Below are 19329 nucleotides of genomic sequence, written 5' to 3'. Positions count from 1 at the left end.
ATCACTTCACGGTAACGGCGAGTCGCGGGTGTGCGAGGCGCGTGAGCTCGGCTTCGGTCAGGCCCGCCGCGGTGAGCACCTCGTCCGCGCCGACCGCGCCGCATTGGACGCCGCGGAGCACGAAGGCCGCGAGGGCCCGAGCCGTGGCGGGCTCGTCGAGGACGGCGCCGAGGGTCTGCTGCACGTAGTTGCGGAGGCGTTCGGCGGCCTTCGCGAAGCCTTCGCGGTAGAACGCGTACGTTGCGATGTACCGCGTGGGCAGCTGGTGCGCGTGCAGGTCCCAGCCCTGGTAGTAGCCGCGCTCGAGGGAACGGCGCACGAGCCGCGCGTGGAGCTTCCACGCCTCCTCGCGCTGGGCCGCGTCGCCGAGCGGGAGGATGTTCGTCGAGCCGTCCGAGAGGCGGATGCCGGTCCCTGCGACCGCGAGCTGCATGACTTCCTTCGCGAAGTCCGCCGCCGGGTGCTCCATCGACTGGTACGCGGCGGCGATCTGGAGCGACGCCGAGTAGTCATACGTGCCGTAGTGCAGCGCCGTGATCCGGCCCTCGGCCTTGTGCGGAAGCTGGGCCACGGGGTGGCTGCCGTCCGCGCCGATGATGAGCTGCGGCGTCTCGACCTGCACCTCGAAGCCGAGGCGGCCGTGGTGCAGGCCGAGGGCGGATTCGAGGCGTTCGACGGCGTAGACCATCGCCTTGACCTGGTCGACCGTGCTCACCTTGGGCAGGGTCAGGACGAGACCCTCGGGGAGTCCGCCGTTCTCAACCAAGCGGGAAACGAACAGCTCAAGCGTGCGGAGGCCCCGGCGTCGCGTGGCTTCCTCGAAGCACTTGAAGCGGATGCCGATGAATGGCGTCGCGGTGCCTGTCGCGATGGCCTCGGTGACGCGGTCCGCGGCGCGGAGGGCCTCGGCGTCCTCGGTCGCCTCCGGATCCTCCGACTTGCCGGGCGCCAGGTAGCCGTCCTCGAAGTCGATCCGTAGGTCCTCGATGGCCTCAGTGCGCAGCTTCGACTCGACGCGCGGGGCGACCTCGGCAGCGAGCTCGGGGGAGAGGCCCACGAGCTCGGCAAGGCGCTGGATGCCCCCGGCTTCGGCCGCCGCGGCCAGGGCCTGCTGGCCCCAGTCCGCGGCGATCGACGGCGTGAAGCGGTCCGCGGGCACGTACACCGTGTGTACAGGCTGACGGGTGCCCGAGTCCCCGGGGTAGCCGTCCGCGAGCAGGCGATCGGTATCGGCGAGGCCGGCGTCGATCCGCTCGTAGTCGGCGTCCCCGAAGATCGGGGCCGAAGCGCTTCGGCCGGTCGGGCTCATCAGCCCACCAGCTCGTAGGCGGGCGTCGTGAGGAAGTCCGTGTAGTCCTCGGAGAGGCAGATGTCCGCGATGAGGCGGCTCGCCGGCTCGTAGTACTTGGTGAACTGCTCAGCGTCGACTTCGCCGCGCAGGCGCTCGGTCTCCTCGGCGAGGAGCGTCTCGACGAGTTCCCGCGTCACGGTGTTGCCCGTATCCGAGAGGACCACCTTGTTGTGGATCTGCTGCCAGACCTGCGAGCGGGAGATCTCCGCGGTCGCCGCATCCTCCATGAGGTTGTGGATCGCGACGGCCCCGTTGCCCGAAAGCCACACGGCGGTGTACGCGACGGCGACGTAGAGGTTGAGGCGCAGGCCCTCTTCAGTCGCGACGCCCTCGGCGGAGGAGACGTCGAGGAGCTCGTCCGCGGTCACGTGGACCTCGGGGCGCTGGCGGTCCACCTGGTTCGGTTTGCTGCCGAGGAACTGGTCGAAGACCGCCTGGCACGTCTCGACGAGGTCCGGGTGCGCAACCCACGAGCCGTCGAAGCCGTCCGTGGCCTCGCGGGTCTTGTCGGCGCGGACCTTCTCGATCGCGGCGGCCGTGATCTCGGGCTCCTTGCGGTTCGGGATGAACGCGGCCATGCCGCCCATCGCGAAGGCGCCGCGCTTGTGGCACGTCTGCACGAGGAGCTCGGTGTACGCGCGCATGAACGGCGCCGTCATGACGACGGACGCGCGGTCCGGGAGCGTGAACTTCTCGCCCGCGTCGCGGAAGAACTTGATGATGCTGAACAGGTAGTCCCAGCGGCCCGCGTTGAGGCCCGAGGCATGGTCGCGGAGCTCGTACAGGATCTCGTCCATCTCGAACGCCGCCGGGATGGTCTCGATGAGCACGGTTGCGCGGATGGTGCCCTGCGGGATGCCGAGGTAGTCCTGCGCGAACACGAAGATCTCGTTCCAGAGGCGCGCCTCGAGGTGGCTCTCCATCTTGGGCAGGTAGTAGTACGGGCCGCGGCCGGATTCGATGAGGAGCTTGGCCACGTGGAAGAAGTGGAGGCCGAAGTCGACGAGAGCGCCCGAGGCGGCCTCGCCGTCGACCAGGACGTGGCGCTCCTCCATGTGCCACCCGCGGGGGCGGGTGACGACGACGGCGAGCGGCGCGTCGGTCCGGAGTCGGTACTCCTTGCCCTCGGGGGACGTGTATGCGAGCGTGCCGAGGGCCGCGTCGCGAAGGTTGAGCACGGAGTCGACGACGTTGGCCCAATGCGGGCTCGACGCGTCCTCCATGTCCGCGAGCCACACCCTCGCGCCCGAGTTGAGCGCGTTGATGGCCATCTTCGCGGGACTCGCCGGTCCCGTCATCTCGACGCGGCGGTCCTGGAGCGGCTCGGGCGCGGCGGCGACCTTCCAATCGCCCGCGCGGATCTCCGCCGTCTCGGGGAGGAAGTCGAGGCGCCCCGTCGTGGCGGCCTCCGCGCGTCGTGCCTTGCGGGCCTCGAGGCGCGCCTTGCGCTCGCCGCCGAAGCGGCGGTGCAGCTCCTCGACGAAGGCGAGTGCCTCATCGGTCAGGATCTGCTCGGCGCGCTCGACCGGGTTCGTGTCGGTGACGGTGATGGCCATAGTTCTGCTTCCTTCTCCCTGGTTGCCGAAGTCTTGTTCCGTGAAGATCAGGCGCCCGCCGCGGCGACGATGGCCGCAGCGACATCCTGCGCGACGTGCGGATCGAACACGCTCGGGATGATGAAGCTCGCGTTGAGCTCCTCGTCCGAGACGCGCGCCGCGATGGCCTGGGCCGCCGCGACCAGCATCGCAGGCTTGATGTCGGCCACGCCAGCATCGAGCAGGCCGCGGAAGACGCCCGGGAACGCGAGGACGTTGTTGATCTGGTTCGGGAAATCGCTGCGGCCGGTCGCGACGACGGCGGCGTACTCGGAAGCGGCGATCGGATCGGTTTCGGGGTCCGGGTTGGCCATCGCGAAGACAATCGCGTTCTCGGCCATCGTGGCGACCTGCTCGGGGCCGAACAGGTTCGGGGCCGAGACGCCGATGAACACGTCGGCGCCCTTGAGGGCCTCGTGGAGGGTGCCGGCGAACTGCTCGGGGTTCGTGTTCTCGGCGATCCAGATGCGGTGTGCGTCCGTGAGTTCGAGGCCCCTGTGGATCGCGCCCTTGCGGTCGCACGCGACGATGTTCTTCGCGCCCTGCGCGAGGAGGAGCTGGATGATCGCATTGCCCGCGGCGCCGACGCCCGAGACGACGATCCGGACGTCCTCGATCTTCTTCTCGACGAGCTTGAGCGCGTTGACGAGCGCCGCGAGCGTCACGATTGCCGTGCCGTGCTGGTCGTCGTGGAACACCGGGATGTCGAGCTCCTCGCGCAGGCGGGCCTCGATCTCGAAGCAGCGCGGTGCCGCGATGTCCTCGAGGTTCACACCGCCGTAGACGGGCGCGAGGGCCTTGACGATCTTGATGATCTCCTCGGTGTCCTGCGTGTCGAGGCAGACCGGCCACGCGTCGACGTTCGCGAACTGCTTGAAGAGCGCTGCCTTGCCCTCCATGACGGGAAGCGCCGCGGCGGGGCCGATGTTGCCGAGGCCGAGGACGGCCGAACCGTCGGTGACGACGGCGACGGTGTTGCGCTTGACTGTGAGGCGGCGGGCGTCCTCGGGGTTCGCGGCGATCGCGAGGCACACGCGGGCGACGCCGGGGGTGTAGGCGCGCGAGAGGTCGTCGCGGTTGCGGAGGGGAACCTTCGGGACGACTTCGAGCTTGCCGCCGAGGTGCATGAGGAAGGTGCGGTCGGAGACCTTGCGCACGCTCACGCCGTCCAGCGCGTTGAGCGCCGCGGCGACGTCTTCGGCGTGCTGCTCCGACGTCGTGTTGCACGTGATGTCGACGACGAGGCGGTCGTGGTGCGACTCGCTGATGTCGAGGGCCGTGACGGGAGCTCCGGCGGCCGCGACGGCGGCGGCGAGCTCGCCGGTAATGCTGATGCGCGACGGCGCGTCGACGCGGAGGGTGATGGAGTTTCCGGGGCTGGGACTCGCCATTGAATCGTCCTTCGGTCGGGGAGGCATCAGCCTCGATCAATTTCCGTACTACGGATATTATTGTCTGCATCTTGGAAAAACAAGTCCTCGACCGAGGCTCGGCCTCGCGCGGGGGCGCTGCGTTATCGTGGAGGTAGCCGCAGAGTTTCCGGGATGCGGATAATAAATGCCGGTACCAGTATCCGGCCGCTACCCCTTGGAGGACACCATGGCCGAGAAGGCCTCTGGCGGCGTTCAGTCGGTCGAGCGCGTCTTCGAGCTCCTCGAACTCATCACCGATGCAGGGGGCGACGTGACGCTGAGCGAGCTCTCGTCGTCGACCGAGCTCCCGCTCCCCACAATCCACCGCCTCCTGCGCACTCTGGTTTCGCTCGGCTACATCCGCCAGCTCGCCAACCGCAGGTACGCGCTCGGCCCCCGCCTCATCCGCCTCGGCGAAGGAGCCAACAAGCAGCTCGGCGCGCTCGCCCAGCCCGAGCTCCGCACGCTCGTCGAGCTCCTCGGCGAGACGGCGAACATGGCGGTGCTCGATTCGGACATGGTCATCTACGTCGCCCAGGTTCCCTCGCCGCACTCGATGCGCATGTTCACCGAAGTCGGCCGGCGCGCGCATACGCACGACACGGGCGTGGGCAAGGCGATCCTCTCCCAGCTCAGCGACGAGCAGGTCCGGGCCATCGTGGGCCGTCAGGGCATGCCGACGCCGACGCCGTACAGCATCGGCGACGTCGAGACGCTCCTCGCGGACCTCGACAAGATCCGTGCCCGCGGGTACTCGATCGATGAGCAGGAGCAGGAGATCGGCGTGCGCTGCTTCTCGATGGCGGTCCCGAACGCGCCGACGCCCACGGCCATCTCCGTGTCCGGCCCGGTCTCGCGCGTCGACGAGGCGTTCGGCGAGCGGGCCGTCCCGCTCCTGCGCGAGGCTGCTGCCCGCATCTCGGAGGACCTCAACCGGGCCTAGCGCCTCTCCTCTCCCGTTTCAGGGGTCAACTTTGGTGGGTACGTGTCGCCGTCGTCCGGTCCGCACCCGCGGGGACGGCCTGACGTCCGCCCGCAGTCGCCTTGTCGCCGACCGCAGTCCTCTTCTCGCTGTGGAGTTCACTTCAAGGGGACTTGGGTGCGAGAAGGGGACTGCGATCGGCGAGGTGCGGCTGGGGCTTCCACTTCGCGGAAACGGGATTCCAAAAAATACCGCAAAACCTATGGCGCAGCTCACATCGGCTTGCTATCGTCGATGTGTCACGGCGGGCCCCCGGGCAGATCCGAGTCAGCGGATCCCGGGAAGCTATCTACCAGGCAACCTCAATGCAGAGCTTTGGAAGTCTGGTCAGGTCTGGTCTCAGATAGCCCCGGTCGGGCCGGACTTCCCCAAGTGAGGGAGTCTCCCCATGACCACCATCCCCAGCCGCACGTCCACAGCCGTGGACAGCAGCCTTCACCTAGCACGAGCAGTCCAGCTGGCCACCCAGAACGTCCTCGAGGACGGCGGCCCGTTCGGCGCCGTGGTCGTCAGCGCCGACGGCCAGATCTTCGACGGCGTCAATCGCGTCACCGCGAACAACGACCCGACAGCGCACGCTGAGGTCACGGCCATCCGCGCGGCATGCCGAGAGCTTGGCACCTTCGACCTGAGCGGCGCGGTGCTCTACTCGAGCTGCGAGCCGTGCCCCATGTGCCTCGCGTCGGCGCTCTGGGCGCGCATCGCCGTCGTCCATTTCGCTGCGGACCGTCACGACGCCGCGGCAGCGGGCTTCGACGACGCTGCGTTCTACGACTACTTCGACACGCCCGTCGAGCTCCGCTCGATGCCGGTCGTGCACGCCGAGCCCGAGGGGATCCGCCGGACGGCGCCCTTCGAGCAGTGGTCGAGCTTCGCGCAGCGCATCGAGTACTGAGGCGGCCGCGATGAGCATCGACATCACACAGCGCACCGACGAGCTCGGGCCCGAGGGCGAGAGCGCGAAGCAGAGCACGACGCAGACGACGACGGCGCCCGCCGACGGCGCCCGCACCGCGCCGTCCCGCGGGGGTCTCCTCGACCGGATCTTCAGCATCACCCGGCGGGGCTCAACGGTTTCCCGCGAGATCCGCGGCGGCCTCGTCACGTTCTTCACGATGGCGTACATCGTCATCCTGAACCCGCTCATCCTGGGCGGCTTCAACGCGGCCACGGCACCCACAGACGTCACGGGCGCATTCCTCCCGGCCGCCCAGGTCGGGGCCGTCACGGGCCTCACGGCCGGCGTGCTCACGATCCTGTTCGGGATCTTCGCGAACCTCCCCTTCGGCCTGGCAGCGGGCCTCGGGATCAACTCGTTCCTCGCGGTCGCCGTCGTCAAGGACGTCTCGTGGCCCGAGGCGATGGGGCTCGTCGTGATCAACGGCGTCCTCATCGTCCTGTTCGGCGTGACCGGCGCGCGGACCGCGATCTTCCGGGCGGTCCCGCAAGAGCTCAAGGCCGCCATCACGGTCGGGATCGGACTCTTCATCGCGTTCATCGGCTTTGTCGACTCGGGCTTCGTGCGCGGCACGAAGGCCGGCCCGCCCGTACAGCTCGGCCACGACGGCTCCATCACGACACTGCCCACCCTCGTGTTCATCATCGGCCTCGTGCTCATGGGCATTCTCGTGGCGCGGAAGGTCCAGGGCGGCCTGCTCATCGGCATCATCGCCACGACCGGGCTCGCGATGGCCGTCGAGGCGATCTGGCATCTCGGCGCGGCCGGGCCGGACAATCCCGACGGCTGGCACCTCAACACCCCGGTCCTCTCGGGCCAGCTCGTCTCGATGCCGGACCTGAGCCTCGTGGGCCACTTCGACCTGTTCGGCGCTTTCGGCCGCGTCGGCGTCCTCGCGGCGCTCACGCTCGTCTTCACGCTCGTGTTCACGAACTTCTTCGACGCGATGGGAACCATGACCGGCCTCGCCAAGAGCGCTGGGGTGGCCCACAAGGACGGCACGTTCCCGCGGCTCAAGTCCGCCTTCATCATCGAAGGCTTCGGCGCAGTGCTCGGCGGCGCGAACTCGGGCTCGTCGAACACCGTGTACATCGATTCGGCGGCGGGCATCGGCGAGGGAGCCCGGACGGGCCTGGCCTCCGTCGTCACCGGTGCCCTGTTCCTCGGGTCGATGTTCCTCACGCCGCTCACGAGCGTTGTTCCGCTCGAGGTCGCGTCCGCGGCGCTCGTTGTCGTCGGCACGATGATGGCCGGGCAGATCCGCGAGATCGACTTCACGAAGTTCGACGTCGCCCTGCCGTCCTTCCTCACGATCGTGACGATGCCGCTCACGTATTCGATCGCGAACGGCATCGGCGCCGGATTCGTCACGTGGGTGCTCGTCCGGTCCGCGAGCGGCAAGGCGCGCTCGATCCACCCGCTCATGTGGATCGTCGCGGCCGGATTCGTCGTGTACTTCGTGCGCGGCCCGCTGGGCCACCTCATCGGCACGTAGCCCAGAGCGCGTCGCCACGAGGAATTCCCTGAACCGCGCCCGCGGGACCCGGATGTGACGCTCCGGGCCTCCGCGGGCGCACCATTGATCTACTACACCATCGAAGAGGGGGAGCCATGATCGAGCTCCTGAGCGCGCTGCCCGGCTGGCCGCCCGCGGCCCGAGGAGAGCGCTGTGCCGTCGCGACCGTCGTCGCGGCAAGCGGATCGGTGCCGCGTCCCGTCGGCACGTCCATGCTCGTCGCCCGACCTTCCGCCGACGGCAGCGCCCCGAGCGTCCTCGGCAGCCTGTCAGGGGGATGCGTCGAAGCCTCCGCCATCGCCGCGGCGCTCGAAGTGATCGACGACGGCGCCGCCCGCCTCGAGCGCTTCGGCTACAGCCCCGAGGATGCGTTCGCCGTCGGCCTCGCGTGCGGCGGCGAGCTCGAGGTGCACATCGAGCCGCTGTCTCCCGCGGCCACGCGGGAACTCGCCTCGTGCGCCCGGGTTCCCTTCGCCGTCGTCCGTCGTCTCGCCGCCGGAGGCCAGCAGCGAGCGGACGACGACGGCGCACGCCCCGTGTTCCTCGACGCGCCGCCCGCGGGCCGCGCAGGGCAGGCCGGTGCGGAACTGGCTGGTGAGGAATTGGCCGGCGCGCTCGCGGGACTTTTCCCGGAGTCCGCGGACGCCGCGCGCCGCGCCGCAGCGCTCGTCGCGCCCGTGCTCGCGCAGGGGATCAGCGCCGTCGTGCCCGTCGAGCCGGACGCTGGCTGCTCTGGCCTGCCCGAGCCCGGCCCGATCCGCCTCCTCGTCGAGAGCCGCCTGCCCGCGCCGCGCTTCCTCGTGGTAGGCGCGAACGACTTCGGTGCAGCGCTCGTGCCCGCCGCGAAGCTCCTCGGGTACCGCGTGACACTTGTCGACGCGCGGCCCGCCTTCGCCGCGCAGGATCGATTCGGCGCCGCGGACGAGGTCGCCGTCGCCTGGCCGCACGAATACCTCCTGGCCGAGGCCGCGGCCGGACGGCTCGACGCGCGGACGGTCGTGTGCGTGCTGAGCCATGACCCGAAGTTCGACGTGCCGCTGCTCGACGCCGCGCTGCGCCTCGACCTCGCGTATGTCGGTGCGATGGGCTCGCGCCGGAGCCACGAGCAACGCATCGCGTCGCTCCTCGAGGCGGGTTTCGGGCCCCTCGACCTCGCGCGCCTGCACTCGCCGATCGGGCTCGATCTCGGCGCCGTGACCCCCGCCGAGGTCGCGGTGTCCGTCCTCGCCGAGGTGGTCGCGTCGCGCGCCCCCGGGGCGACGGGAGAGTCGCTGCGGGACCGCCCGGGGCGCATCCATCTCGTTCACGGGTCACCTTCGGTGGGTGCGGATCCGCGGGACGCGGCGATTGGACGGAAGGCCGAGCCCTCATGGACATGAACACGATCGAGGCCCTCGTCCCCACGGCCGACCCCGCGGACTGGCGCGACGGCGACGCATGGCTCGCGGGCGGCACCGTGCTGTTCTCCTATGGCAGCCAGACGCTCCGCCGCCTGCTCGACCTCACCTCGGCGGGCTGGGAACCGGTCGAGGAGGACGACGGCGGCATGACCCTCGCGTCGACGTGCACCATCGCGAGGCTGTGGGAACTCGGGGACCCGGCAGGGGAGACGGTCGCGCGCTGGCCGGGGCTCGCCGTCGTCCGCGCGTGCTGCGACGCGTTCGTGGCGTCGTTCAAGATCTGGAATCTCTCGACGGTGGGCGGCAACATCGCGACGGCCCTCCCGGCAGGCCCGATGACTTCCCTCTGCGCGGGGCTCGACGGCTTCGCGACGCTATGGGACAAAGCCGGAGGGCGTGAGCTCCCGGTTGCGGAGCTCGTGACCGGCGACGGGCGGAACGCGCTCGCGCCCGGCGAGCTCATCCGCTCGATCCGCCTCCCCGCGCACGCGCTCCTGGCCCGCACGGCGTTCCGAAGGCTCTCGCTCAGCAACCTGGGCCGCTCGGGCGTGCTGCTCATCGGCCGGCTCGACCCGGACGGCGGCTTCGTGCTGACCGTCACGGCGTCCACGAAACGGCCGGTCCAGCTGCGCTTCGCGGCCGCGGGGCTCCCGGACGCCGAGGGGCTGGCCGAAGCGATCGACGCCGCGATTCCCGGGCACCTCTACCACGACGACATCCACGGCCTGCCCGCGTGGCGCCGCGATATGACCTACCGGCTCGCGGAGGAACTCCGCGTCGAGCTGGTCGAAGGAGGGGCCTGACGATGGCCATCGAGATCAACGGGGCGCCCGCCGAGGGTACGCCCCGCCCCGGCCAGTGCCTGCGCACCTTCCTCCGCGAGCAGGGCGCGCTCGGCGTCAAGAAGGGCTGCGACGGCGGCGACTGCGGTGCGTGCACCGTGCACGTCGACGGCGTGCCAGTCCACTCGTGCCTCTACCCGGCGCAGCGCGCCGAGGGCCACGCGATCACGACCATCGAAGGCCTCGCGGCGACGTGCGGTTTGGGCGGGGTGGGCGGTTCGGGCGGCGTGGGCGGGTCCGAGGAGCTCCTGCATCCCATGCAGCGCCAGTTCGTCGAGGCCCAGGGCTTCCAGTGCGGCTTCTGCACTGCCGGGATGGTCATGACGGCGGCGACGTTCGACGGCGCCCAGCTCGCCAACCTGCCGCGGAACCTCAAGGGCAACCTGTGCCGCTGCACGGGCTACGCCGCGATCGAGACCGCGGTCACCGGCTCCGGCCGGGGCGGGCCCGCGGACGGGCGCATGGGCGACGACGTCCCCGCGCTCGCGGGCAGGCGGATCGTCACGGGCGCCGAGCGGTACACGCTCGACGTCACGGACGCCGAGGTCCCCGGCGGGCAGGCCGCGCTCCTGCACCTCAAGCTCGTCCGCTCGCCGCACTCCCACGCACGGATCCGCTCGATCGATACCGCCGCCGCGCTCGCGGTGCCCGGCGTCGTCGCGGTCTTCACCCACGAAGACGCGCCCGAGATCCTCTACTCGACCGCCCAGCACGAGCTCATCGAGGACGATCCCGACGACGGCCGCCTCCTCGACACAGTCGTGCGCTTCCGGGGGCAGCGGGTTGCCGCCGTCGTCGGCGAAACCGTTGCCGCGGCGGAAGCCGGGGTGCGCGCCGTCGTCGTCGACTACGAGGTGCTGCCCGCCGTCTTCACCCCGGAGGAAGCGCTCGCGCCCGGCGCGCCGCTCGTCCACGGTGAGAAGGACGCCGCGGCCGCGCGCATCGCGGACCCCGCGCGGAACATCGTCGCGGAGCTGCATTCCGAGGTCGGGGACGTCGAGGCCGGCCTCGCCGCCGCGGACTTCGTCTACGAGGACACGTTCCGGACGCACCGCGTGCAGCACGTTGCCCTCGAGACGCATAGTTCGATCGCGTGGACCGAGGGCAACCCCCTTGGCGAAAACGGGCCGCTTGGAGACGGAATCCTTGTGGTGCGCTCCTCGACTCAGGTGCCGTTCCTTGCGCGCCGCACGATCTCGCGGATCTTCGGGCTCCCGCTCAATCGCGTCCGTGTTGTCACGGGACGCGTGGGCGGCGGCTTCGGCGGCAAGCAGGAGGTCCTCACGGAGGACGTCGCGGCGCTCGCCGCCCTGCGCCTCGGGCGGCCCGTGCAGCTCGAATTCACGCGGTCCGAACAGTTCCAAGCCTCGACAACGCGGCACCCCTTCACGATCCGCCTGCGCGCGGGAGCGAAGCGGGACGGGACGCTCACGGCGCTCGCGCTCGACGTCGTCACGGACACGGGCGCCTACGGGAACCATGGGCCCGGCGTCATGTTCCACGGGTGCAACGAGTCCGTGAGCGTGTACCGATGCGCGAACAAGAAGATCGACGCGCGGTCCGTCTACACGCACACCGTGCCGGCCGGGGCGTTCCGCGGCTACGGGCTGAGCCAGATGATCTTCGCCGTGGAGTCGGCGGTGGACGAGCTCGCGGCCGGGATCGGCATGGATCCGCTGCAGTTCCGGCGGCGCAACATGGTGCACCGTGGAGACCCCATGATCGCCTCGAACCCAGAACCCGAGCCGGACGTCCTCTACGGGAGCTACGGCCTCGACCAATGCGTGCGGCTCGTGACGAGGGCGCTCAAGCGCGGCCGCGACCGGGAGCGCGTTTTCAACGGCCCGCTCGGAACGGGCGAGCTCGGGCCCGAATGGATGGTCGGCGAGGGCGCCGCCCTGTCGATGATCGACACGGTCCCGCCGCGCGGCCACTACGCGCAGTCGCGGATCTCGCTACTGCCCGACGGGCGTTTTGGGCTCGACGTCGGCACGGCCGAGTTCGGCAACGGCACGAGCACCGTGCACGCGCAGCTCGCCGCGACGGCGCTCTCGGCCGGAGCTTCGGACATCGTGCTCCGCAACGCGGATACGGCGCTCACGGAGTACGACACGGGCGCGTTCGGCTCGACCGGGACCGTTGTCGCCGGGAAGGCCACGCTTGCGGCCGCGGAGGACCTCGCGGCCCGGATCGTGAAGTTCGGCGCCGAGGTGACCGGCGCCGCGGCCGCCGAATGCGCGCTCGTGGGCGGCGCCGTCGTCTGTTCTGGCACGACCGTGCCACTTGCTGAGCTTGCGGCGGCCGCGGCCGCCGCGGGCATCGAATTGGCCGCCGAGGGGCGTTGGGGCGGCACCCCGCGCTCAGTCGCGTTCAACGTGCACGGCTTCCGGGTCGCGGTCCATCGCGGGACGGGCGAGCTGCAGATCCTGCAGAGCGTCCAGGCCGCGGACGCGGGCGTCGTCGTGAACCCGAGGCAGTGCCGAGGCCAGATCGAGGGCGGCATCGCGCAGGCACTCGGCGCCGCGCTGTGGGAGGAGGTCCGTCTGGATGACCACGGCACGGTGACGACCGACATCCTGCGGCAGTATCACATCCCGACCTTCGCGGACGTGCCCCGGAGCGAGGTGTACTTCGCGGAGACGTCGGACGAACTCGGGCCTCTCGGGGCGAAGTCGATGAGCGAGAGCCCGTTCAATCCCGTCGCGCCGGCGCTCGCGAACGCGCTGCGGGCGGCCACGGGACTCCGGTTCACCGAGCTGCCCGTGACCCGCGACCGGATCTACCTCGCGCTCAAGGAGGCCGGCCTGGCGCTGCCCGCGCGGCCCACCCGGCCGGCCTTCTCGTCGGCGCCCGCCACCACGCCCGCACCTGCACCCGCGCCGGGCGCGTAGCGCGTCCGCACCGCGCGACCACCCTCTTGACCGCCACTCGGTATCCCAACTAGAATTTCATGTGTCAGAAAATATATTCCGACATACGGAATAAGACGAGTCCAGAAAGGGGAGGAAGATGCCCACGAAAGAGATCAACCAACTTGCACCCACGCAGGAGGCGGCGGCCGTCTACATTCCCCGAGAGTGGACCACGGATCCCGACTTCGCAGTGAGTGACGAGCGGCACGCACAGCGCGACTGGTTCACGCGCGTGCTCGGCTGGTTCGCCGCCCGCTGACCCGCCCGCACGCAAGGGCCCAGGCACTCGGTGCCTGGGCCCTTTTCGTGTCGGATCCCATCTGAGATCCATGCGGCGTCAACCGATGGCGCTGCGCGCTCTGGGGGCTAGTTCCCTCGCCGCCTGATGGCCCACGTCGGCGACGCGCGGTCAGTGCGTCCCGGCGTCGAGCTTGTCGCGCAGCGCGCGCAGGGTGCGTCTGTTCTCCCAGCGCGTTGCCGCCACGACGAGCGGGTGCCCCCAGGCGAGCAGCCCCCGCGTGGTGATCTGACCGGTCCTGGACACCCTGGTAACGCTCCCGGCCGATGCGGCTTCGTAGCGGATCACGAAGGACAGGGTTCGGGCCCGATTGGCTTGGCGAAACTCGATCAGCCGCCCCGCCTCGATCCGGGTCACCTCGCCGTGCACCGCACCGACCACGGTGTGGTCAGCGTAGGTGTCGCCGACGGCGGCGGCTCGCGGCACCGCCCCGCTTGTGCCGCGATAGACGGGCGAATGGGGCAACCAGGAGCCCCAGCCCCGGACGTCGCACAGCGCCGCGATCACCTCCTCGGCGCTCGCATTCGTCTCGACGGTCACGGTGGAGGTGCTGGTCGGCATGGTCGCTCCCTTTCCTGGCCTTCTCAGGATGCCCTAGGGCGCGGCCATGCGCTGCAGGGGCGGCGGGCGCCCGGCAGGAAAACGACTGCTCCGTAACTGTCGTTTTGGGGCCTCAAAACGACAGTTACGGAGCAATCGATGGGGGTGGGGGCGGCTTACTCGTCCGAGCTGGCCTCCGGGCCCGCGTTGACGTCGAGGAGCCGATACTTCGCGATTGCCTCGCGCGGGGCGTCCGCCGAGACCTCGCCGCGCCGGGCGAGCTCCTGGAGCGTGCGGACGACGACGGAGGTCGAGTCGATCTTGAAGAACCGGCGCGCGGCGGCGCGGGTGTCCGAGAAGCCGAAGCCGTCGGCGCCGAGCACGGCGTAGTCGCTCGGGACGAACTGGCGGATCTGGTCCGGAACAGACTTCATGTAGTCGGTTACGGCGACCACCGGCCCCTGCGTGTCCGCGAGCTGCTGGGTCACGAACGGGACGGGAGCCTCGGTCTCGGGATACAGGAACATCTGCTCCTCGGCGGCGAGGCCGTCACGGCGCAGCTCGGTCCACGACGTCACGCTCCACACGTCCGCGGCCACGCCCCAGTCCTCGGCGAGGAGGCGGCGCGCCTCGATGGCCCACGGCACCGCGACGCCTGAGGCGAGCAGCTGCGCGCGGGGAGCGTTGCCGGAGAGGCGGGCGACGGCGTCGTCCGGCTCTCCCGGGCCCCCGAGCGGAAGGCGGTACATTCCGCGCAGGAGCCCGTCGACGTCGAGGCCCTCGGGTTCGGCGGGCTGGACGATCGGCTCGTTGTAGACCGTGAGGTAGTACATGACATTGGGGTCGGCATGGGAGCCCCCGTACATGCGCTCGAGGCCGGCCCGCACGATGTGCCCGATCTCGTACCCGTACGCCGGGTCGTACGTGATGACGGCGGGGTTCGTCGAGGCGAGGATGGGGGAGTGGCCGTCTGCGTGCTGGAGGCCCTCGCCGGTCAGCGTGGTGCGGCCCGCGGTGGCGCCGATGATGAAGCCTCGGGTCATCTGGTCCCCGGCGGCCCAGAAGGAGTCGCCCGTGCGCTGGAAGCCGAACATCGAGTAGAACACGTAGATCGGCACGAGCGGTTCGCCGTGCGTCGCGTAGGCGGTTCCGGCGGCGGTGAAGGCCGCGACCGCGCCGGCCTCGTTGATGCCCGGATGGATGAGCTGCCCAGCCGGGGACTCCTTGTACGCGAGCACGAGGTCGCGGTCCACGGAGAGGTAGTTCTGGCCCTTCGGGTTGTAGATCTTCGCCGTCGGGAAGAACGCGTCCATGCCGAAGGTCCGGCTCTCGTCCGGGACGATCGGCACGATCCGGCGCCCGAACTCCTTGTCCCGCATGAGGTCCTTGAGGAGGCGCACGAACGCCATTGTGGTCGCGGCCTGCTGCTTCCCCGAACCGCGGGCGGCCACGGCGTACGCGGACGACGGCGGGAGGCTCACCTCGGCGTGCCTGCTGCGCCGCTCGGGAACGGAGCCGCCCAGGGCGCGCCGCCGCTCGAGGAGGTACTGGATCTCGGGCGAGTCCATCCCGGGGTGGTAGTACGGCGGGAGGTACGGGTTCGCCTCGAGCTGCTCGTCCGTGATCGGGATGCGCAGGTGATCGCGGAAGTCCTTGAGGTCCTGGAGGGTGAGCTTCTTCATCTGATGGGTCGCGTTGCGGCCCTCGAAGTGGGAGCCAAGCCCGTAGCCCTTGACCGTCTTGACCAAGATGACCGTCGGCTTGCCCTTGAACTCGGTGGCTGCCTTATAGGCCGCGTACACCTTGTGGTAGTCGTGGCCGCCGCGCTTGAGGTTCCAGATCTGCTCGTCGGTGAGGTCCGCGACGAGTTCCTTCGTCTCGGGGGACTTCCCGAAGAAGTGCTCGCGGACGAACCCGCCGTCCTCCGCCTTGTACGTCTGGTAGTCGCCGTCGGGCGTCTCGTTCATGATCCGGACGAGGTGGCCCTCGCGGTCCTTGCCGAGCAGCGAATCCCACTGCCGCCCCCACACGACCTTGATGACGTTCCAGCCCGCACCGCGGAAGAACGCCTCGAGCTCCTGCACGATCTTGCCGTTGCCGCGTACGGGCCCGTCGAGGCGCTGGAGGTTGCAGTTGACCACGAAGGTCAGGTTGTCCAGGTTCTCGTTCGCGGCGAGCTGCAGGAGCCCGCGGCTTTCGGGCTCGTCCATCTCGCCGTCGCCGAGGAACGCCCACACGTGCTGGTCCGAGGTGTCCTTGATGCCGCGCTGCTCGAGGTAGCGGTTCGACTGCGCCTGGTAGATCGCGTTCATGGGCCCGATGCCCATGGACACGGTCGGGAACTCCCAGAAGGACGGCATGAGCCGCGGGTGGGGGTACGAGGAGAGCGCGTGGCCCTCGTGCGACTTCTCCTGGCGGAAGCCGTCGAGGTCTTCCTCGCTGAGGCGACCTTCCATGAACGCGCGGGCATACATGCCGGGCGAAGCATGCCCCTGGAAGAACACCTGGTCGCCGCCGCCGTGGTGGTCCTTGCCGCGGAAGAAGTGGTTGAAGCCGACCTCGTAGAGCGTGGCCGCTCCGGCGTACGTCGAGATGTGCCCGCCGACCCCGATGCCGGGGCGCTGCGCGCGGTGCACCATGATCGCGGCGTTCCAGCGCATCCATGCGCGGTAGCGGCGCTCGGTCTCTTCGTCGCCGGGGTATTCGGGCTCTTGGTCGGCCGGGATCGTGTTGACGTAGTCCGTCGTGGTGACCATGGGGACGCCCACGCTCTGGGCGCCCGCGCGCTGGAGGATGTTCCGCACCATGAACTGCGCGCGCTCAGTGCCCCGCTCCTGGACGAGGGCGTCGAAGGACTCGATCCATTCGGCGGTCTCTTCCGGGTCGCGGTCGGGCAGCTGGGCCCCGAGACCGCTGAGGATGTCCTGAGTATTCTCTCCAGTCAACACGTGCAACCTCTCTTCCGCGCGGGGTTCGCGCGCTTGTCCATCGGGACGTCGTCATCCCCGAGTGGCCTGGTCAGCTTGGCAGCATCGTTTCCATTCTTCCGTATAATGGAAACGAAATATTGCAATGTGGATATAAGCGTGACGTGTCGGCCTGACGCACGTCAAGTGTTTACAACCCGAGGAGACTCTATGAACGAGACAGCACCCGCGACGCCGCGTGTCGCGATTGTGACGGGCGCCGGGACGGGGATCGGCCGCGCCGTCGCCCGAAGGCTCCTCGCCGAGGGCTGGAACGTCGCCCTTGCGGGCCGCCGGCCCGAGCCGCTCGCGGCGGCGGCCGACGGCTTCGGCGACCACGCGCTCGCGGTGACTGCCGACGTCACGGCGCGCGACGACGTCGACCGCCTCTTCGCCGAGGTGACGAGCCGTTGGGGGCGGGTCGACGTGCTGTTCAACAACGCCGGCATGTTCGGGCCTTCGGGCGACGTCGGGGAGATCGACCCTGCCGAGTGGGGGGCGACGGTCGCGGTGAACCTCACGGGCAGCTTCCTGTGCGCCGCGGCGGCGTTCCGAGCCATGAAGGGGCAGAGCCCGCAGGGTGGGCGCATCATCAACAACGGCTCGATCTCGGCCCACAGCCCGCGCCCCCGGTCTGTCGCGTACACCGCGACGAAGCACGCGATCACGGGCCTCACGAAGAGCATCGAGCTCGACGGCCGGCCGTACGGCATCACGTGCGGCCAGATCGACATCGGCAACACGCGGACGGAGCTCGTAGAGCAGCTGAACAGGACGCTCGGCGTCGGCGACGGAGCCCTCCAGGCCGACGGATCGCGGCGTGTCGAGCCGACGTTCCCCGTCGAGGAGGCCGCGAACGCCGTCGTCCTCATGGCGTCGCTCCCGCGCGAGGCCACGATCGGCTCGCTCCTCATCACGGCGTCGGGCATGCCGTTCGTGGGGCGGGGGTAGCGCGTGGCCTTAAGCGAGCGGCAGGAGTGCGCTCAGATCCGTGCGGGTCCCTGACGCGCTGAGCTTCCCCGACGCTATTGCGTCGGTCCACGTGGCGGCCCCGGTCGCGAGGCCGAGCCACGTCTCGGCGTCCGTCTCGACGACGTTCGGCGGAGTCCCGCGCGTGTGCCGAGGCCCCTCGATGCACTGGGCGACCCCGAACGGCGGCACGCGCACCTCGACCGAGTTCCCGGGGGCGCGCGCAGCGAGCTCCTCGAGCGTGTAGCGGACGGCGGTCGCAAGCGTTGCCCGGTCGGGGCCGACGACGGCGCCGCTCGCCCCGCTGAGAGGGCCCGGCTCGCTGCCGGGGCCCGGCTCGCGCGCCTCGCGCCACTGGGCAACGGCCGCGCGCCCGTCGTCGACCGCAATCCGGCGTCTGACTGCCATGGAAGTGCTCCTCAGCCCAAGAGCGCGGAGACCGCGCTGCCCAGCCGGATGCGGCCCACGGGTCGGCCCCCGCCCAGAATGGGCTCGACGACCGATTCGAGGACGCGCGCGACGTCGGGAATGTCCACCGCGTCCGCCGCGGCGAGCATCGTGAGCGCCACGAGGGTCGCGGCCCGCGCGTTCCCGTCGAGCATCTTGACCGCTGCCGCCGCGCCGTGGGCCGTCGAGAGGACGAGGACCCCCTCGGCGCCGCCCTTCGCGAGGATCCCGAGCTCCTGCATGACCACGGTGTTCTCGCGGCCGCGGCCTTGGACGGCCCACGCGTAGTCGAGCATCGACGTCGCAATCGTGGCCGCCCGCGCGTCGCCGATGTTGTCGCGTCCCGAGCCAGCTGCTGTGGCGAGCCGCGAGTAGGCGCGGGCGAGCCCCGTGAGGGAGACGGCGGCAACGGGCGCGCCGCAGCCGTCGATGCCGAGGTGCGCGATGCGCTCGTCCGTGTACTCCTCGATCGTCTCGCGGACGCGCTGCTGGATCGGATGGTTCGGCTCGAGGTAGCTGCGCCGGTCCCAGCCGTTGATCGAGCAGGCCCACAGGAACCCCGCGTGCTTGCCCGAGCAGTTGAACGCGAGGCGGCGCTGGCCGGTCTCCGAGCGGACGAGCCAGGCGCGGGCGTCCTCGTCCTGCGGCCACCCGGCCGGGCACTGGAGGTCGGATTCGCGCACGCCCGCGGCCTTGAGCATTCCTTCGACGACGTCCATGTGGTCGAGCGAGCCGACGTGGGAGGCACACGCGAGCGCGACCTGCGCGCCGCGAAGGGGGACGCCGCTGCGGAGTGTCGCGAGGGCCTGGAGCGGCTTGAGGGAGGACCGGCCGAAGACCGGCGTGCGGATGTCCCCGAGGGCCGTCACGACGGTGCCGTCGCCCGCGAGCACGACGGCGGAGCCGATGTGGCGGGACTCGACGAACCCGCTGCGTTCGATCACCGCGAGTTCCACGGCGTCGTCCGCCGTGAACGTTGCGTGGGAGGCCATAGGCGCAGTCTATTTGGGGATGGACCGTTCGGTTCGCCACAACTCGCGGCCCGTTGCGCTTCCTGGGGGGCCCGTGCGGCGGGAATTGTGTCGTTGGGCGCCGCCCCCTGTGACGTCGGCGGCGGTGCATGCCCCGTGGAGGGGCGGAT

Annotated in this window: 15 protein-coding genes; 8 read left to right on the top strand and 7 right to left on the bottom strand. The window is 70.2% G+C overall.

The window, feature by feature from the left end; translation table 11 throughout:
- Position 1 precedes the first annotated feature (1 nt).
- From SPF06_RS04120 to SPF06_RS04110, 3 genes are read right to left on the bottom strand one after another with little or no spacing between them, the layout of a single operon-like run.
- Positions 2–1309 (bottom strand): DUF6986 family protein, encoded by a 1308-nt coding sequence (locus tag SPF06_RS04120; RefSeq protein WP_323277647.1) that lies wholly within the window; start codon positions 1307–1309, stop codon positions 2–4.
- The gene (gene aceB, locus SPF06_RS04115) at positions 1309–2907 is read right to left on the bottom strand and encodes a malate synthase A (protein WP_323277646.1); all 1599 of its coding nucleotides are present in this window, start codon (positions 2905–2907) and stop codon (positions 1309–1311) included. Before aceB ends, SPF06_RS04120 begins: the two co-directional genes overlap by 1 nt.
- 47 nt (positions 2908–2954) lie before the next feature.
- The gene (locus SPF06_RS04110; protein ID WP_323277645.1) at positions 2955–4337 is read right to left on the bottom strand and encodes an NAD-dependent malic enzyme; all 1383 of its coding nucleotides are present in this window, start codon (positions 4335–4337) and stop codon (positions 2955–2957) included.
- Positions 4338–4545: 208 nt separating this feature from the next.
- Between SPF06_RS04110 and SPF06_RS04105 the strand changes: the two genes are divergently transcribed.
- From SPF06_RS04105 to SPF06_RS04075, 7 genes are all read left to right on the top strand, one after another.
- Positions 4546–5301, top strand: a complete 756-nt coding sequence (locus SPF06_RS04105; RefSeq protein ID WP_323277644.1) for an IclR family transcriptional regulator — start codon at positions 4546–4548, stop codon at positions 5299–5301.
- 427 nt (positions 5302–5728) lie between these two features.
- Positions 5729–6235 (top strand): nucleoside deaminase, encoded by a 507-nt coding sequence (locus SPF06_RS04100; RefSeq protein ID WP_323277643.1) that lies wholly within the window; start codon positions 5729–5731, stop codon positions 6233–6235.
- A gap of 10 nt (positions 6236–6245) precedes the next feature.
- Positions 6246–7793: an NCS2 family permease gene (locus tag SPF06_RS04095; RefSeq protein ID WP_323277642.1), complete on the top strand. Its 1548-nt coding sequence runs from the start codon at positions 6246–6248 to the stop codon at positions 7791–7793.
- 116 nt (positions 7794–7909) lie between these two features.
- On the top strand, positions 7910–9193 hold the full coding sequence (locus SPF06_RS04090; protein ID WP_323277641.1) for an XdhC family protein: 1284 nt from the start codon (positions 7910–7912) through the stop codon (positions 9191–9193).
- Positions 9184–10017, top strand: a complete 834-nt coding sequence (locus SPF06_RS04085) for an FAD binding domain-containing protein (RefSeq protein ID WP_323277640.1) — start codon at positions 9184–9186, stop codon at positions 10015–10017. Before SPF06_RS04090 ends, SPF06_RS04085 begins: the two co-directional genes overlap by 10 nt.
- Before the next feature lie 2 nt (positions 10018–10019).
- A complete protein-coding gene (locus SPF06_RS04080) occupies positions 10020–12947 on the top strand; it encodes a molybdopterin-dependent oxidoreductase (RefSeq protein ID WP_323277639.1) in 2928 nt (975 codons plus the stop codon).
- A gap of 118 nt (positions 12948–13065) precedes the next feature.
- Positions 13066–13227 carry a hypothetical protein gene (locus SPF06_RS04075; protein ID WP_323277638.1) on the top strand — a complete coding sequence of 54 codons (162 nt, stop codon included), beginning with the start codon at positions 13066–13068 and terminating at the stop codon, positions 13225–13227.
- Between the two features lie 150 nt (positions 13228–13377).
- On the opposite strand, the gene SPF06_RS04070 is transcribed toward SPF06_RS04075, so the two are convergent.
- Positions 13378–13827 (bottom strand): SRPBCC family protein, encoded by a 450-nt coding sequence (locus SPF06_RS04070; RefSeq protein WP_323277637.1) that lies wholly within the window; start codon positions 13825–13827, stop codon positions 13378–13380.
- A gap of 155 nt (positions 13828–13982) precedes the next feature.
- Positions 13983–16754: a pyruvate dehydrogenase (acetyl-transferring), homodimeric type gene (aceE, locus tag SPF06_RS04065; protein WP_323277636.1), complete on the bottom strand. Its 2772-nt coding sequence runs from the start codon at positions 16752–16754 to the stop codon at positions 13983–13985.
- 189 nt (positions 16755–16943) lie between these two features.
- Between aceE and SPF06_RS04060 the strand changes: the two genes are divergently transcribed.
- Complete coding sequence (locus SPF06_RS04060; RefSeq protein WP_323277634.1) at positions 16944–17723, top strand: SDR family oxidoreductase; 780 nt, start codon at positions 16944–16946, stop codon at positions 17721–17723.
- Between the two features lie 9 nt (positions 17724–17732).
- Here the strand turns inward: SPF06_RS04060 and SPF06_RS04055 are convergent, their stop codons facing one another.
- Together SPF06_RS04055 and SPF06_RS04050 are read right to left on the bottom strand one after the other, a co-directional pair.
- Positions 17733–18149 carry a sterol carrier family protein gene (locus SPF06_RS04055; protein WP_323277633.1) on the bottom strand — a complete coding sequence of 139 codons (417 nt, stop codon included), beginning with the start codon at positions 18147–18149 and terminating at the stop codon, positions 17733–17735.
- An 11-nt stretch (positions 18150–18160) separates the two neighbouring features.
- Positions 18161–19180 (bottom strand): asparaginase, encoded by a 1020-nt coding sequence (locus SPF06_RS04050; protein WP_323277632.1) that lies wholly within the window; start codon positions 19178–19180, stop codon positions 18161–18163.
- Positions 19181–19329 lie beyond the last annotated feature (149 nt).

It is taken from the genome of Sinomonas terricola (assembly GCF_034931225.1).
Lineage (GTDB): Bacteria > Actinomycetota > Actinomycetes > Actinomycetales > Micrococcaceae > Sinomonas > Sinomonas terricola.
This window is presented reverse-complemented; position numbering and strand designations above follow the sequence as displayed.

What these genes read in the sequence shown, in the direction of transcription:
- SPF06_RS04120 (WP_323277647.1), bottom strand. Translation starts at nt 1,309, where the DNA reads ATGAGCCCGACCGGCCGAAGCGCTTCGGCCCCGATCTTCGGGGACGCC.
- aceB (WP_323277646.1), bottom strand. Translation starts at nt 2,907, where the DNA reads ATGGCCATCACCGTCACCGACACGAACCCGGTCGAGCGCGCCGAGCAG.
- SPF06_RS04110 (WP_323277645.1), bottom strand. Translation starts at nt 4,337, where the DNA reads ATGGCGAGTCCCAGCCCCGGAAACTCCATCACCCTCCGCGTCGACGCG.
- SPF06_RS04105 (WP_323277644.1), top strand. Translation starts at nt 4,546, where the DNA reads ATGGCCGAGAAGGCCTCTGGCGGCGTTCAGTCGGTCGAGCGCGTCTTC.
- SPF06_RS04100 (WP_323277643.1), top strand. Translation starts at nt 5,729, where the DNA reads ATGACCACCATCCCCAGCCGCACGTCCACAGCCGTGGACAGCAGCCTT.
- SPF06_RS04095 (WP_323277642.1), top strand. Translation starts at nt 6,246, where the DNA reads ATGAGCATCGACATCACACAGCGCACCGACGAGCTCGGGCCCGAGGGC.
- SPF06_RS04090 (WP_323277641.1), top strand. Translation starts at nt 7,910, where the DNA reads ATGATCGAGCTCCTGAGCGCGCTGCCCGGCTGGCCGCCCGCGGCCCGA.
- SPF06_RS04085 (WP_323277640.1), top strand. Translation starts at nt 9,184, where the DNA reads ATGGACATGAACACGATCGAGGCCCTCGTCCCCACGGCCGACCCCGCG.
- SPF06_RS04080 (WP_323277639.1), top strand. Translation starts at nt 10,020, where the DNA reads ATGGCCATCGAGATCAACGGGGCGCCCGCCGAGGGTACGCCCCGCCCC.
- SPF06_RS04075 (WP_323277638.1), top strand. Translation starts at nt 13,066, where the DNA reads ATGCCCACGAAAGAGATCAACCAACTTGCACCCACGCAGGAGGCGGCG.
- SPF06_RS04070 (WP_323277637.1), bottom strand. Translation starts at nt 13,827, where the DNA reads ATGCCGACCAGCACCTCCACCGTGACCGTCGAGACGAATGCGAGCGCC.
- SPF06_RS04060 (WP_323277634.1), top strand. Translation starts at nt 16,944, where the DNA reads ATGAACGAGACAGCACCCGCGACGCCGCGTGTCGCGATTGTGACGGGC.
- SPF06_RS04055 (WP_323277633.1), bottom strand. Translation starts at nt 18,149, where the DNA reads ATGGCAGTCAGACGCCGGATTGCGGTCGACGACGGGCGCGCGGCCGTT.
- SPF06_RS04050 (WP_323277632.1), bottom strand. Translation starts at nt 19,180, where the DNA reads ATGGCCTCCCACGCAACGTTCACGGCGGACGACGCCGTGGAACTCGCG.